13 protein-coding genes are annotated in these 14,646 nt (G+C 71.5%); 10 read left to right on the top strand and 3 right to left on the bottom strand.

All coding sequences use genetic code 11. From position 1 onward, the window contains the following. Window positions 1-35 precede the first annotated feature (35 nt). The 4 genes from HEB94_RS33685 to HEB94_RS33670 are packed head-to-tail and all read left to right on the top strand — an operon-like array spanning window position 36 to window position 6,182. The gene (locus HEB94_RS33685) at window positions 36-1,517 is read left to right on the top strand and encodes a DUF5691 domain-containing protein (RefSeq protein WP_192753574.1); all 1,482 of its coding nucleotides are present in this window, start codon (window positions 36-38) and stop codon (window positions 1,515-1,517) included. After that, window positions 1,514-2,731, top strand: coding sequence for an AAA family ATPase (locus HEB94_RS33680; protein WP_425550409.1), 1,218 nt, complete (start codon window positions 1,514-1,516; stop codon window positions 2,729-2,731). Before HEB94_RS33685 ends, HEB94_RS33680 begins: the two co-directional genes overlap by 4 nt. After that, a complete protein-coding gene (locus HEB94_RS33675; protein ID WP_192753573.1) occupies window positions 2,728-5,013 on the top strand; it encodes a DUF5682 family protein in 2,286 nt (761 codons plus the stop codon). Before HEB94_RS33680 ends, HEB94_RS33675 begins: the two co-directional genes overlap by 4 nt. Next, window positions 5,010-6,182 (top strand): VWA domain-containing protein, encoded by a 1,173-nt coding sequence (locus HEB94_RS33670; RefSeq protein ID WP_192753572.1) that lies wholly within the window; start codon window positions 5,010-5,012, stop codon window positions 6,180-6,182. The genes HEB94_RS33675 and HEB94_RS33670 overlap by 4 nt, the downstream gene beginning before the upstream one ends. 28 nt (window positions 6,183-6,210) lie before the next feature. Here the strand turns inward: HEB94_RS33670 and HEB94_RS33665 are convergent, their stop codons facing one another. Beyond that, a complete protein-coding gene (locus tag HEB94_RS33665; protein ID WP_192753571.1) occupies window positions 6,211-6,789 on the bottom strand; it encodes a helix-turn-helix domain-containing protein in 579 nt (192 codons plus the stop codon). Window positions 6,790-6,836: 47 nt separating this feature from the next. On the opposite strand from HEB94_RS33665, the gene HEB94_RS33660 reads away from it, so the two are divergent. Then, the gene (locus HEB94_RS33660) at window positions 6,837-7,712 is read left to right on the top strand and encodes a methyltransferase domain-containing protein (RefSeq protein ID WP_192753570.1); all 876 of its coding nucleotides are present in this window, start codon (window positions 6,837-6,839) and stop codon (window positions 7,710-7,712) included. Window positions 7,713-7,786: 74 nt separating this feature from the next. Here HEB94_RS33660 and HEB94_RS33655 read toward each other — a convergent pair whose 3' ends face one another. Next, window positions 7,787-8,713 (bottom strand): NADP-dependent oxidoreductase, encoded by a 927-nt coding sequence (locus tag HEB94_RS33655; RefSeq protein ID WP_192753569.1) that lies wholly within the window; start codon window positions 8,711-8,713, stop codon window positions 7,787-7,789. A gap of 237 nt (window positions 8,714-8,950) precedes the next feature. On the opposite strand from HEB94_RS33655, the gene HEB94_RS33650 reads away from it, so the two are divergent. Together HEB94_RS33650 and HEB94_RS33645 are read left to right on the top strand one after the other, a co-directional pair. Next, the gene (locus HEB94_RS33650) at window positions 8,951-9,364 is read left to right on the top strand and encodes a cupin domain-containing protein (protein WP_238361709.1); all 414 of its coding nucleotides are present in this window, start codon (window positions 8,951-8,953) and stop codon (window positions 9,362-9,364) included. A gap of 240 nt (window positions 9,365-9,604) precedes the next feature. Further along, a complete protein-coding gene (locus HEB94_RS33645; protein WP_192753568.1) occupies window positions 9,605-11,500 on the top strand; it encodes an alkyl/aryl-sulfatase in 1,896 nt (631 codons plus the stop codon). Window positions 11,501-11,623: 123 nt separating this feature from the next. Here the strand turns inward: HEB94_RS33645 and HEB94_RS33640 are convergent, their stop codons facing one another. Beyond that, window positions 11,624-12,004: a hypothetical protein gene (locus tag HEB94_RS33640; RefSeq protein ID WP_192753567.1), complete on the bottom strand. Its 381-nt coding sequence runs from the start codon at window positions 12,002-12,004 to the stop codon at window positions 11,624-11,626. Window positions 12,005-12,357: 353 nt separating this feature from the next. On the opposite strand from HEB94_RS33640, the gene HEB94_RS33635 reads away from it, so the two are divergent. The 3 genes from HEB94_RS33635 to HEB94_RS33625 are packed head-to-tail and all read left to right on the top strand — an operon-like array spanning window position 12,358 to window position 14,646. Next, a complete protein-coding gene (locus HEB94_RS33635; protein WP_192753566.1) occupies window positions 12,358-12,615 on the top strand; it encodes a hypothetical protein in 258 nt (85 codons plus the stop codon). Between the two features lie 58 nt (window positions 12,616-12,673). Beyond that, the gene (locus tag HEB94_RS33630; RefSeq protein WP_202896712.1) at window positions 12,674-13,999 is read left to right on the top strand and encodes a sensor histidine kinase; all 1,326 of its coding nucleotides are present in this window, start codon (window positions 12,674-12,676) and stop codon (window positions 13,997-13,999) included. Then, window positions 13,984-14,646 (top strand): response regulator transcription factor, encoded by a 663-nt coding sequence (locus HEB94_RS33625; protein WP_192753565.1) that lies wholly within the window; start codon window positions 13,984-13,986, stop codon window positions 14,644-14,646. The genes HEB94_RS33630 and HEB94_RS33625 overlap by 16 nt, the downstream gene beginning before the upstream one ends.

Raw genomic sequence — 14,646 nt, 5'->3', positions numbered from 1 at the left:
GCAGTGAAGGGCGGGGCCTCCACCCCAGATGCCCTGTGAGCCAGTGGGACGCCCTCGTGTCGGCTGCCCTGGTCGGGACCGAACGCCGCCCCGTACCCGACACCGACCTCCACGAACTGGACGGACTGGACGGGACCAGCGCCGCGGCGGCCGACGACGCCGACCCCGCCGCGCTGCTGCTCGACCGCGCGGCCCTGCTCGTGGCGCGGCGCCGCGCCGGGTTCCAGCCCGCCCAGCGCGACCTGCCCGCACCGAGCCGGCCCGACGACAGGCCGGCCGTGAGCCGTGCCGCCGCCCACCGGCTGGCCAGGATCCTCGCCGGCGAACACCCCGGCACCCTGCCCGAGTGGCTCACCGCCGCCGCCGACCGAGGGCTCCGCGTACCCGGGCATCTGCTGCCCGCCCTGCTCGACCGCGCCCGCGGCAACCCCCGCATCCGCGGCCTGGTCAGCACCGTCGGAGGCCACCGGGCCCGCTGGCTCGCCGGACTCAACCCCGACTGGGCGTACCTGCTCGACCAGGCTCACACCGCCGATACCTCCGACACCGCCGACGGTGCCGAAATCGACCCCGACATCTGGGAGTACGGCGACCCCGGCGGCCGCCGCGGCTACCTCGCCCACCTGCGCGCCAGGCACCCCGACCGGGCCCGCGACCTCCTCGCGGGGACCTGGGCGCAGGAGACCCCGCAGGACCGCATCGCGTTCCTCACCTCCTTCGGCGCCGACCTCACCCCGGGCGACGAACCGTTCCTCGAGACGGCCCTCGACGACCCCCGCCGCGAGGTACGCCAGACCGCCGCCGACCTGCTCGCCCGAATCCCCGGCAGCGCCCTGTCCGCTCGGATGGCCCGCCGCGCCACACCGTGCCTCACCCTCGGACCACACGCGGGCCAGCTCCTCGTCGACCCACCGACCAGCTGCGACGCCCGCGCCCAACGCGACGGCGTCCAGCTCCGCCCACCCGACGTCGCCGGCGAACGCGCCTGGTGGCTGGAGGAACTCCTCGCCCGAACCCCGCTCTCCACCTGGACGGGCCGGCTCGGCACCACCCCCGCGCAGATCGTCGCCCTCGACGCGGGCGACTGGCACCAGCCCGTCATCACCGGCTGGGCACGGGCCGCGATCACCCAACGTGACCCCACCTGGGCCAGAGCCCTTCTCGGCGAGGGCATTCTGGCCGGCCGGCTCCTCGCCGTCCTCCCACTTGAGGAACGCGCTGCGCACGCCGCCGGCATCGTCACCAATGCCGCGCTCGGCGTCGAACTGGTCGAGTTGCTCACCGAGATCGCGGGGCCCTGGTCGGAGGAGCTGGCCGCCGCGGCCCTGACCAGGATCGTGCAGGCCGGCAGGCAGTACACCGGACTCGGGGAGCGACTCTGCGCCGTCGCGGCGCTGCGGCTGCCGCCCGAGCTGCACGAGCGCGCCGAGGACCTGGCCGAGCACCCGTGGCCGGCGCTGCGGCGCCTGGCCACCACCCTGCGCTTCCGCCACGACATGTTGAGGGAACTCCGTTGACCGACACCACGCCACCCGACGCCGCGACCGGCTCGCCTGACGCACCCGGCACGCCCAACCCGACCGGCACGCCCAACCCGACCGGCACGCCCAACCCGACCGGCTCGCCCGACCCCGCCGGCCTGCCCGGCCTGCCCGAAGGAGTCCTGCGCGCCCACGCCGAGCAGCAGTACGCCGCCGAACTTGCCGCCATCGCCGCCCACGACGACCGGCCTCGCCCACCCGGCTGGCACCTCTCACCCTGGGCCGTGACGACGTACCTGCACGGAGGGGAGGTCGACGGCACCCCCATCACCCCCAAGTACGTCGGCAACCGGCGCATCGTCGAGGTCGCCGTCGCCACCCTCGCCACCGACCGGGCCCTGCTCCTGCTCGGCGTCCCCGGCACCGCCAAGACGTGGTTGTCAGAACACCTCGCCGCCGCGATCTCCGGTGACTCCACCCTGCTCGTCCAGGGCACCGCCGGCACCGTCGAGGAGGCGATCAGGTACGGCTGGAACTACGCCCGCCTGCTCACCGAGGGCCCCACCGACAAGGCGCTGGTGGCGAGCCCGGTGATGCGGGCGATGACCGAGGGCCGGCTGGTCCGGGTCGAGGAGCTCACCCGGATGCCCTCCGACGTCCAGGACGCCCTCATCACCGTCCTGTCGGAGAAGACCATGCCGATCCCCGAACTCGGCAGCCAGGTCCAGGCCCGCAAGGGCTTCAACGTCATCGCCACCGCCAACGACCGCGACCGCGGCGTCAACGAACTCTCCAGCGCGCTGCGCCGCCGGTTCAACACCGTCGTCCTGCCCGTCCCCGCCACCGCCGATGAGGAGGTCGAGATCGTCCACCGCCGCGTCACCGAACTCGGCCGCGCCCTCGAACTCCCCGAACTCCCGCCCGGCCTGGACGAGATCCGCCGGGTCGTCACCGTCTTCCGCGAACTCCGCGAAGGCGTCACCAGCGACGGCCGTACCAGGGTCAAGTCACCCAGCGCCACCCTGAGCCCCGCCGAGGCCATCTCCGTCGTCACCAGCGGCATCGCCCTCGCCGCCCACTTCGGCGACGGCACCCTGCGCCCCGCCGACATCGCCGCCGGCATCACCGGCGCCGTCATCCAGGACCCCGTCTCCGACCGGGTGGTCTGGCAGGAGTACCTCGAGGCGGTGGTCCGCGAACGCCGCGACTGGGCCGACTTCTACCGAGCCTGCCGCGAGGTATCCGGTTGACCACACCCACCACGTCGCGGTTGTCGGCCGATCAGGCTGGCGCCGTCACCGTGCTCGGCGTACGCCACCACGGCCCGGGCACGGCACGCGCGTTGCGGGCGGCGCTGGCCGACCTGCGCCCCGACGTGGTCCTCATCGAGGGACCACCCGAGGCGGACGCGCTGGTGCCGCTGGCCGCCGACCCGGAGATGGAGCCGCCGGTCGCGTTGCTGGCCTACGTTCCGGGCGAACCGAACCGGTCGGCGTTCTGGCCGTTCGCGTCGTTCTCCCCGGAGTGGCAGGCCATCCAGTACGCCCTGAACGCCGGCATCCCGGTGCGGTTCTGCGACCTGCCCGCCGCGAACGTCCTCGCCACACCCCGCCACACCGGCCGCCGCCGACGCGGCTCCGCCGAGGCCGGAGTCCGCATCGACCCGCTCGGCTGGCTCGCCGAGACCGCCGGCTACGACGACGCCGAACGCTGGTGGGACGACGTCATCGAACACCGCCGCGACGGCGAACCCGCACCGTTCGCCGCGATCGCCGAGGCGATGACGGCGCTGCGCGAACACGCCCCGGCCCAGCCCGCCGGCGAGCAGGAGGAGGAGGCACGCCGCGAGGCGTACATGCGCACCGTGCTCCGCCGCACCCTCGCCGACGGGTACACCAGGATCGCCGTCGTCTGCGGCGCCTGGCACGTCCCCGCGCTGCTGGACCTCCCCACCGCCGCCGCCGACAACCGGGTGCTGAAGGGCCGGACCAAGACCAAGGTCGCCATGACCTGGGTGCCCTGGACCCACAGCCGCCTCGCGTACTGGAGCGGCTACGGCGCCGGCGTGGAGTCGCCCGGCTGGTACCACCACCTCTTCGAGACCACCGACCGTCCCATCGAACGCTGGCTCACCGAAACCGCCAGGATCCTGCGCGACAACGGCCTGCCCGTCTCCTCCGCCCACGTCATCGAGGGCGTCCGGCTGGCCGAGACCCTCGCCTCCCTGCGCGGCCGGCCGCTGCCCGGGCTCGCGGAGGTGACCGAGGCGACCCGCGCCGTCCTGTGCGAGGGCGCCGACCTGCCCGTCGAACTCGTCCAGCGCAAACTCGTCGTCGGTGAACGCCTCGGCCAGGTACCCGCCGCGACCCCGATGGTGCCCCTCCAACAGGACCTGCGCGCCGCGCAACGACGGCTCCGCCTCAAACCCGAGGCACTCGACCGCGACCTCGACCTGGACCTGCGCAAACCCACCGACCTCGAACGCAGCCGCCTCCTGCACCGGCTCCGCCTGCTCGACGTCGAGTGGGGCGAACCCGGCGAGATCGCCGGCTCCCGCGGCACCTTCCACGAACTGTGGACGCTGGCCTGGCGACCCGAACTCGACCTCGCCCTGATCGAGGCGAGCATGTGGGGCAACACCGTCGCGGACGCGGCGATCGCCCGCGCCACCGCCAACGCCCGCGACGCCGCCTCCCTGTCCGAGCTGAGCACCCTCACCGAACACTGCCTGCTCGCCGACCTGCCCGACGCCCTGCCCGCGGTCCTGGCCGCGGTCGGGGAACGCGCCGCCCTCGACGGGGACGTCACCCACCTGATGGCCGCCCTGCCCGCCCTGGTCCGCTCCGTCCGCTACGGCGACGTCCGCGGCACCGACGTCGGCAGCCTCCGCGCCGTCATCGCCGAGATCGTCGTCCGCATGTGCGTCGACCTTCCACCCGCCATCTCCGCCCTCGACGAGGACGCCGAACGCGAACTCCTCGACCACATCGAGGCCGTCCACTCCGCCGTCAACCTGCTCGCCGACCGCGAACACCGGCAACGCTGGGAGACCACCCTCGCCAGCATCGCCACCCGCGACGACCTGCCCGGCCTGATCGAGGGCCGCCTGGTGCGGCTGCTGCTGGACGCCGAACGCCTCGACGCCGACGCCGCCGGCGTCCGGATGGCCCGCGCGGTCTCCGTCGGCGCCGCCCCCGCGCACGTGGCCGCCTGGGTGGAGGGATTCCTGTCCGGCGGTGGGCTGCTCCTCGTCCACGACGACCGGCTGCTCCACCTCATCGACGCCTGGCTTGCGGATCTACCCGCCGACACCTTCGACGACGTACTCCCGCTGCTGCGGCGCACGTTCGGCACCTTCGACGCACCCGAGCGCCGCGCCATCGGCGACCGCATGCGCCGCCACACCAGCGACCCACACGCCGGCGACCAGCGCGCGAACCGCCCCGAGGACGACGACCTCGACCACGCCCGCGCCGAACCCGCCGTCCGCGCGGTCGCCGCCATCCTCGGCCTGACAGGGAGGCAGCCGTGAGCGAACCAACCGAGGAACGCCTGCGCCGCTGGCGACTCGTCCTCGGCGGCAGCGACGACGGCACCGGCGCCGACCTGTCCGGCGACGACGCCAAGGTCGACGCCGCCCTGGCCGCCCTCTACGACTCCGACCAGCGCCCCCGTACCGGCGACCCCAAACGCGCCGGGAACCTCGCCGCCTCCGCACCGCGGGTGGCCCGCTGGCTCGGCGACATCCGCACCTACTTCCCGGCCAGCGTCGTCCAGGTCATGCAGAAGGACGCCATCGAACGGCTCAACCTCACCCGGCTCCTGCTCGAACCCGAACTCCTCGAGGCGATCGAACCCGACGTCCACCTGGTCGGCACCCTGCTCTCCCTGAACGACGTGATGCCCGAGGCGACCCGCGACACCGCACGCGCGGTCGTCGCGAAGGTCGTCGACCAGCTCGAGGCGCGCCTGTCCCAACGCACCCGCTCAGCCATCACCGGCGCCCTCAACCGGGCCGCCCGCACCTCCCGGCCACGCAGGCAGGCCGACATCGACTGGCAGCGCACCATCCACGCCAACCTGCGCCACTACCAACCCCAGCAGCGCACCATCGTCCCCGAACGCCTGATCGGCTACGGCCGCCGCCAGCAGGCGGTCCAACGCGACGTCGTCCTGTGCATCGACCAGAGCGGATCGATGGCGTCCTCGGTGGTCTACTCCGCGGTGTTCGGCGCGGTGCTCGCCTCCATGGCGTCCCTGCGCACGTCCCTGGTCGTCTTCGACACCGCCGTCGTCGACCTCACCGACCACCTCGCCGACCCGGTCGACCTGCTGTTCGGCACCCAGCTCGGCGGCGGCACCGACATCAACCGTGCCCTCGCCTACGGCCAGCAACTCATCGCCCGCCCGAACAACACGATCCTCGTCCTCATCAGCGACCTGTTCGAGGGCGGGATCGAGGAGGAGATGCTGCGCCGGATCGGTGCGCTCACCAACGCCGGCGTCCAGGTGATCGTGCTGCTCGCGTTGTCCGACGACGGCGCGCCCGCCTACGACCACCACAACGCCGCCGCGCTCGCCGGCATGGGGATCCCCGCGTTCGCCTGCACGCCCGACGCGTTCCCCGACCTCATGGCCACCGCGATCGAACGCCGCGACATCGGCGAATGGGCGCAACGCCACCTTGCCCCGCCGGGCTGAACCGGTCGCGGCGGGCGGACGCGGCCGCTCAGGTCGAGGGCCGCAGATGGGTGCGCTGTCCGTCGTGGTCGAGGATGCACAGCACCTCCGCCGGGCCCGCGTGAGCCCCGAAGGCGTGGGGAATCATGGTCGAGAACTCCGCCGCCTCGCCGGCCTCGACCAGGATGGTCCGCTCTCCCAGCAGGAGCACGATCGTTCCGGACAGGACGGTGAACCAGTCCCTGCCCGGATGGACCCGCAGTTCCTCGGCGCCGCGTACGGGTGCCGGCCTGGTGATCCGCATCTTGGCGACAGTGACGCCGTTCGGCCCGGGCTCCCGGCTCAGCACCCAGGTGGTGGTCCCTCGGGCCACGTCGCGGTGCGGTCTGATCACCACGTCGTCGTCACTGACGGAGGTCACCAGCTCATCGAGGGTGGTTCCCAGGGCGCGGGCGATCGGGGCCAGCTGGTCCAGGGCGATGCGTCGGTGGCCCGTCTCGATGCGGCTCAGGGTGGAGGGGCTCAGGTAGCAACGGGCAGCCAGGTCGTCCAGCGACCAACCCCGGGCCAGCCGCAGCCCTCTGATCCGCTTGCGGACCAGACCGTCCAGATCGCCGTCTTGCGTCATACGCAAGAGCCTATGTCGGGGGCGCAAACTCCGCGTACGGTCAAGGCATGGCAGACCACCACCACTCGAACCACCACGGGCATCACCACCACGGCGCGGGCCAGGACGACGAGGCGGCCATGGCCGAACTCCTGGACCTGGACGCCGAAGTACTCCAGTCCTACCTGTCCGACGTGACCGCCTGGATCCACGAGCTGACCGCCGACCTGCCCGCGCGCCGGATTCTCGACCTGGGCGCCGGGACCGGTGCCGGCGCCCTCGCCCTGCTCCAGCGCTTCGAGGGGGCCGAGGTGATCGCAATGGACATGTCCGCCTCCCACCTGCGCCACCTCGAGGGCAAGGCCCGCGCTCTCGGCGTGGCCGAGCGGATCCGCACCGTCCAGGCGGACCTGGACGCGGCGTGGCCGGCCGTCGACACCGTCGAGCTGGCCTGGGCGTCCAACTCCCTCCACCACATGGCAGACCCCGACCGCGTCCTCGCCAACGTCTTCGCCGCGCTTCGCCCCGGCGGGCGCCTCGTCGCGGTCGAGCTGGACTCCTTTCCGCGCTTCCTGCCCCACGACCTGGGCCTGGGCCGGCCCGGCCTCGAAGAGCGCTGCCACGCCGTCATGGACGAACGACGGGCCGCGGAGTTGCCGCACATCGGCTCCGACTGGGGCGCACGCCTTGCCAAGGCGGGCTTCACCGTCCAAGCCGAGAAGACGTTCGTGATCGAGCTGACGCCCCCGCTTCCCACCGCCACCGGCCGCTACGCCCAGGCGTCCCTGCGACGCCTCCGCTCCGGTCTGGACGGCCGGCTGAGCGCGGAGGATCTGGCCACCCTCGACACCCTCGTCGACAGCGACGGGCCCGACAGCGTCCTGCGACGCGACGACCTCACCGTCCGCGCCGTGCGGACCGCATGGGTGGCCAGACGGCCCTGAGGCGAAGGCGCCGCCGTCCGCGGGCACATCGGGTGAGCGGGCAAGGTGGGGTTGACGACGCGTCGACCCGCCGGTCAGTCCCGCACGACCAGCACGGTCTTGCCCGGGTGGCGTCTGCGGACGGCGCCGCTCTCGTAGGCGGCGCGGCCCTCGGCCAACGGGAACGTCGCGGCGACGTTGGACTTCAGCCTGCCGGTGTCGATCATGTCGGCCAGCTGGATCAGGCAGTCCTGGTTCGCCGCCACGATGAAGAAGAGAGCCGTGACGCCGTACCTGTCGGCCAACTCCTGTGCGGGGGGCTCCTGCAGAGTGATCAGGTGTCCGCCGCGGTGGAGCGCCGCGAACAGGCCTTCGGGTGTGTCCTGCCCGACCGCGTCGACCACGGCGTCGAAGACGCCCTTCTCCGCGTCGAGGGACTCCGCGTCGATCACACGCTCGGCGCCTAGGCCGAGAACGTATGCGACGTCGGGGGAGTGCGCGGTGCACGTGACCCTCGCGCCCAGCGCGACCGCCAACTGGGTCACGAAGGAGCCGACACCGCCGGCGCCTCCGTGCACCAGCACGCGCTGGCCCCGTTTCACTGCCGCATGCTCGACGAGGGCCTCCCACGCGGTCAGCGCCGGCAGCGCGGCGGCCGCCGCGGCGACGTGGGACACCGTGCGGGGCCGGGCGGCCACGCTCGTCACCGGTGTGCTGACATACTCCGCCGCGGCGCCGTCCCGGTCGAAGGGGGCCAGCCCGTACACCTCGTCACCGGCGGACAGCCCGGTGACGCCCTCGCCGACCTCGGCCACGACCCCGGAGAACTCGTGGGAGGGGATGATGGGCGTCCGGTCGGCACCGCCGGAGGTCCACGTCTCGGGCCAGGTCAGTTCGGCGAACGTGATCGCCGCCGCGTGGACGGCGACCAGCGCGTCGCCGCTGCCCGGGGCGGGTCGTGGCGCGGACTCATAGACCAGGACTTCCGGGCCGCCCCGGGTGTGCGCTCGTAACGCCATCATCGTTTCCATGGAACGAGCCCCCTGCGTGTCTACGGATCGCCCTCTCCGGGTAACCCCTCCATCCACCGTATGGCGGCTTCGGCGTCAAAGGGACACGGCTTTGTCGGGAGTGTGACCATCGCCCGGAAGTGGGCCCGTTCGGGGCAACCATCCCTTGCGCCACCCCTGCGACACCTCGGGCCTCCCGGCGGGAGTGAGTGCCCTGGCGGCGCGGCCGCACAGAGCTAGCGTGGTCGTATGCCTGTTGTTGACTCCCACATGACGCAGAAGGACCTGTTGGAGGTCGAGCCGCCGTTCATCCCGCAGGGTGCGTTCGCGATGGTCCGACGCCTCGACCTGCCGCCGGGGGACCCCGGCATCGCTCCGCACCGTCACTCCGGCCCCGTCTTCGGCTTCATGCTCGAAGGGGAGATGCTGTTCGAGCTCGAAGGTGAGGCTCCTTATCCGATCAAGGCCGGAGAGGCATTCTGGGAACCAGGCGGCGATGTCATCCACTACACCGTCTCGAACCTGCTCGCGGACAGCTGGAGCCGGTTCGTCGTGGTCATGTTGTGTACCCCCGGCGTCGAGATGATCACACTCGTCGATGACGAGGAGCTCGCGGCCAAACAAGCCGAACGGATTCCCGCGCAGAGATCTGCTGGTTCCTAAAAGCCTCGGTCCGCCGAGCTGACCAGCCCGACCCTGCAGGTTGGCCTGCACACCGTGCAACACCAACCCGACACCCGGCCGAGGCTCAACCGTCTGTCGGCCGAAGGTCAGCGTGGCGATGTGCCCGGTGTCGGAACCCACTGCCGTACGACGCTTCCTGCCAACGACGACGAGACTGGGCGGCGAGCGGGCGCGGCGACCGTCGTGTGGTGATGCGAGGCCCGCACGGGGGAGGCGCACATGGTCGAGCAGGCCGACAGGCCGATCGCCGCGATCGGAGAGCAGCACCGCCGGCTGCGGCGGTCGTTGCCATTCGGTGATGAGCGCGATCGTGAGGATGCGCGTCGCGGCTTCGTGGTCGCGCTGGAGCCGGGGGTGATCACCGGTGAAGGCGGCAGGGTTGTGTGGGACAACGACTCCTACGCGTTCATCTCCGGCGAAGCGCCCGACACGGTGAACCCCAGCCTGTGGCGCCAGTCAGGGTTGACAGCGCTGCAGGGGCTCTTCGAGGTGGTGCCGGGGATCTACCAGGTGCGCGGCCTGGACCTGTCGAACGTGTCGTTCGTCGAGGGCGACCGCGGCGTGATCGTCGTCGATCCGCTCATCTCGACCGAGACGGCCGCCGCCGCGCTCGCCCTGTACCGCCGGCACCGGGGTGAGCGGCCGGTGACCGGCGTGATCTACACACACGGCCACGTCGACCACTTCGGCGGGGTGAAGGGGGTGACGACGCAGCAGGACGTCGATGCCGGCACCTGTCCTGTGCTCGCGCCCGAGGGATTTCTCGAGCATGCGGTCGCGGAGAACGTCTACACCGGAACGGCCATGGGGCGACGCTCGGGCTACATGTACGGTGCCGTGCTTCCGCGAGGGGTGCACGGCCAGGTCGGTGCGGGCCTCGGCCAGACCACCTCGACGGGCACGGTGACCCTGATCCCGCCCACCGTCGACATCACCCGCACCGGTCAGCAGGAGACCGTCGACGGTGTGCGCATGGAGTTCCAGCTGGCGCCCGGTACCGAGGCGCCGGCCGAGATGCACTTCTTCTTCCCGCGCCACGCGGCGTTGTGCATGGCGGAGAACGCGACACACACGCTGCACAACCTCCTCACGCTGCGCGGCGCACTGGTGCGTGATCCGCACGTGTGGTCGCAGTACCTGACCGAGGCCATCGACCTGTTCACGAGTCGCGCGGATGTCGTGTTCGCGTCGCATCACTGGCCCACGTGGGGGCGTGCCCGGGTCCGCGAGTTCCTGTCCCTGCAGCGGGATCTGTACGCCTACCTGCACGACCAGACGGTGCGGATGCTCAACCGTGGCCACACCGGTAGCGAGATCGCCGAGCTCATCCAGCTGCCGCCGGCGCTGGAGGCGGCATGGCACACGCACGGCTACTACGGATCGCTGAGCCACAACGTCAAGGCGATCTACCAGCGATACATGGGGTGGTACGACGGCAATCCCGCACACCTGTGGGCCCATCCGCCGGCGGAGGCCGGCCGACGGTACGTGGAGTGCATGGGTGGTGCCGAAGCGGTGGTCGCCGCCGCCCGCAGGTCCTACGACAAGGGAGACCTGCGCTGGGCCGCTGAGATCCTCAGCCACGTGGTGTTCGCCGAGCCAGAACATACAGCGGCCAAGGCACTGCTCGCCGACACGTTCGAGCAGCTCGGCTACGGCGCCGAGAACGGCACCTGGCGCAACTCCTACCTGTCCGGGGCGTACGAGCTGCGGCACGGCAACTTCGGCACCCCCACGGTGACCGCCGCGCCCGACGTGCTCGCCCAGCTCAGCGTGCCGCAGCTGTTCGACTCACTCGCCATCAGGGTCGACGCGCCACGCTGCTTCGACCTCCAGCTGTCCGTCGACTGGGACGTCACCGACACCGGAGACCGCTACCGGCTGACGCTCAACAACGGTGTCCTCGTCCACACCTGCCGACCTCAGCCGGACACCGCCGACGCCACCATCGTCTCGCCCAAGGCGACCCTGCTGGGCGCCCTCACCGGCCACATCACCTCCGACACGCTCAGCGCGCACGGCGCGGAAGTCACCGGCGACGCCACCGTGCTCGCCCGTCTCCTGGCCGTGCTGGAACCGCCCGACCCGAACTTCGCCATCGTCACCCCCGACTGAACGGCGGGCAGCGAGTTGCTGAGGCCGGAAGCGCGGGTGCTGTCGATCCTGAAATCCAGCACCCGCGCAGCATCCCGGCACCGAACCGCTGGCCGCCTTCGGCGCCGGTAGGCGGGAGTACGTTCAGAGCACTCGACGGACGCCGGGGATCCGGCGGATCGGGCCGGCGAGCAGGAAGCAGACCGGCAGCACCACGACAGCGCCGATCGCGAACTTCGCCAGGGTCGGTAGGTCGACCACGCTGAGCGCGTACCCCGCCGCCGTCACCACGAACGCGTGGATCACGTACACGGTGAACACGTTGCGGGACAGGTTCCGGCGCAGCGGTCCCTGGGAGTTGAGCCTGCGGCGGAAGAAGCTGAGCACTGCGAGGACGATGCCGACCGCGAAGGTGGAGTCCCACAGCGCGTAGAACAGCGAGCTCAGGGTGCCGTGCCCCACGAACGCCTCGATCCCGCCGACCAACGCGAGCGGGAGGAACACCAGGGTGGCGCCGATGGCCATGCGGCTGCTCGTTGTAGTACCACATCGGGATCCCGCTGTAGGTGACCGCGATGTGGTGCAGGATCACCAGCGAGGTCAGCAGGATCCGCAGGTTGTCCACGAACCACAGCCGCGCTGCGGACGCGGCTGGCTGCTGGTTTCGATGTCTTGCTTCTACCGTCGTGTCGGCTGTCATGGACCACGACGTTAGGCAGCGCGCGGGGCGCCCGGTATGGGCGTGGACCTAAGGATGGGTGGGTCCAGACCCACCGTCCACGGGGTCTGCAGGGATGTCAGGCGACCGTCGGCCGACCGTAGCTTCTCCGGTGTCGACCGGACGACTCCAGATCGCCCGGAGAATCGGAGAAACAACGATGATCCTGCTCTTCCTGCACCGTCTCAGCCCCCGCGTCCGGCTGATCGCCGGCATGGCCCTGGTGGTCGCCGGGCTCGCGTTGGTCGCGCTGTCCACCGTCTATGTCGGCCTGCTCAACCACGGGATAGGCCTCGCCGTGATCGGCGCCGTGATGTGCGTCAGCGGCGCGGTGGGCCGTCGCCGCGCCCGACGGGCCGCCGCCCAGCCGAGCGTCGATGGCGAGGTGACCCATGCTGGCAGTGCCCGTGACCGGTGAGGAGAACCAGCTCGAAGATTCGACTGGCACAATGGCCCGCGGCGAAAGGGGCAGGCGGATGAAAGTGCCTACAGGAGGCGGTCCCCTGCACTGGTGCTCGCAGATCGTGGTCGGGTTGTACCGATCTGTCGTCCTGGCCGCACTCACCGTTGTGATGCCAGCGATCGGCGTGGCCGTTGGATGGGGCGGCTCGATCTTCACCCGTTCCTGGTCCGATGACCTGACCGCATCCTGGCCGATCGAGGCGCTGGTCGCTCTCGGCGAGACGTTGATGGTGATGCTGTGGGTCTCCGCGGCGCTGTGGATGACGCACCTGCTGACCAGCAAGGCACTGACCAAGGCCGCGCGCCGGCTCGCCGAACGCTGGCTCGGACTGCGCATCGAGGTGACCTACCGCACCGCCCAGCCGGTCACCCGGATGGCCACCGGCTTCTGGTGGGACGGCTACGAGTACCACAAGTCCGAACGTGAGGCGCGCCGCCGGGCCAAGCTGAACGCCCGATCCCATGATCCGCAACTGCACTGGGACGGTCTGTGGACCGTGATCGCCGGGGTGAGCGTGCTCCCGGTCGCGGCCCTGCCGCTGCTCGGCCTGGTCGGCGGCGCCTACCTGACGGTGACTCCCGGTCTGCGCGGATACGGTGTCGCCATGATCGTCGCCGGCCTGGTCGCCGCCCCGTTCGCGTGGAGGATCCTCGGGCCCCTGGCCGTCCGGTTTCTCGGGTCAGCACCACGCTTCCGGCTGGGCAGGAGGGTGGAGGAGCTGGAAGCCATTCGAGCAGACCTGACCCAGACACAGTCCGCCGAACTCGAACGCATCGAGCGGAACCTGCACGACGGAGCCCAGGCCAGGCTGGTCGCCATGGGCATGTCGATGCAGGCCGCCGAACACCTCGTCGACGCCAATCCCGCCGCCGCGAAGGAGATCCTCGCCGAGGCCCGTGCCTCCTCGGCAGCGGCGCTCGCCGAGCTGCGCTCCCTGGTCCGCGGCATCAACCCGCCGGTGCTCTCCGAACGTGGCCTGGTCGACGCCGTACGGGCCATGGCACTCGACGCCCCGGTCGAGGTCACCGTCACCAGCACGGTGCCCTCCCGCCCCGAACGTCCGGTCGAGGCGGCGGTCTACTTCGCGGTCGCCGAACTCCTCGCGAACGTCGCCAAGCACGCCCATGCCCACTCGGTGAGCGTCGAACTCGCCTACGCGGCGCGGACGCTCACCGCGACCGTGACCGACGACGGGATCGGTGGCGCCGCCGCGGCCGAAGGGTCCGGGCTGGCCGGGATCGAGCGTCGGATGACGGCCTTCGACGGCCGCCTGGACATCGACAGCCCGCCCGGAGGTCCCACCCGCGTCACCGTGGCGGTGCCATGCGCGTTGTCATAGCCGAGGACCTCTTCCTGCTCCGCGACGGGCTGGTCCGCCTCGTCGAGGCGTACGGGCACTCGGTGGTCGCGGCGGTCGACACGGGCCCGGCCACCCTCGACGCGCTGCTCACCACGCGGCCGGACGTGGCGATCGTGGACGTCCGGTTGCCACCGACGTTCTCCGACGAAGGACTCCAGGCCGCGCTCACCGCCCGCCGGGAGGTCCCCGGGCTGCCCGTGCTCATCCTCTCCCAGCACGTCGAACAGCTCTACGCCCGCGAACTCCTCGCCGACGGGAACGGCGGCGTCGGCTACCAGCTCAAGGACCGCGTCCTGGACGCCGGCCAGTTCCTGGACGCGGTCGAGCGCGTCGCCGGTGGCGGTACGGCACTCGACCCGACTGTCGTCGCGAAACTGCTGGGCCGACCCGAGCGCGCCGACCCGCTCGCCACCCTCACCGAACGCGAACGCGCGGTACTCGCGCTGATGGCCGAGGGCCTCTCCAACGCCGCGATCGCGGGCCGGCTGTTCCTCAGCGAGGGCGCCATCAGCAAGTACACGACTACGATCTTCGCCAAGCTCGGCCTGGCCGCCGACGACGACACCAACCGCCGGGTCCGGGCCGTCCTCACCTATCTCGGCGCGGCCGGACCACACGATCAGTGA

It is taken from the genome of Actinopolymorpha pittospori, assembly GCF_014873875.1.
Lineage (GTDB): Bacteria > Actinomycetota > Actinomycetes > Propionibacteriales > Actinopolymorphaceae > Actinopolymorpha > Actinopolymorpha pittospori.
The sequence above is the reverse complement of the archived record's forward strand: the minus strand, read 5'-3'. Positions and strand labels throughout refer to the sequence as shown.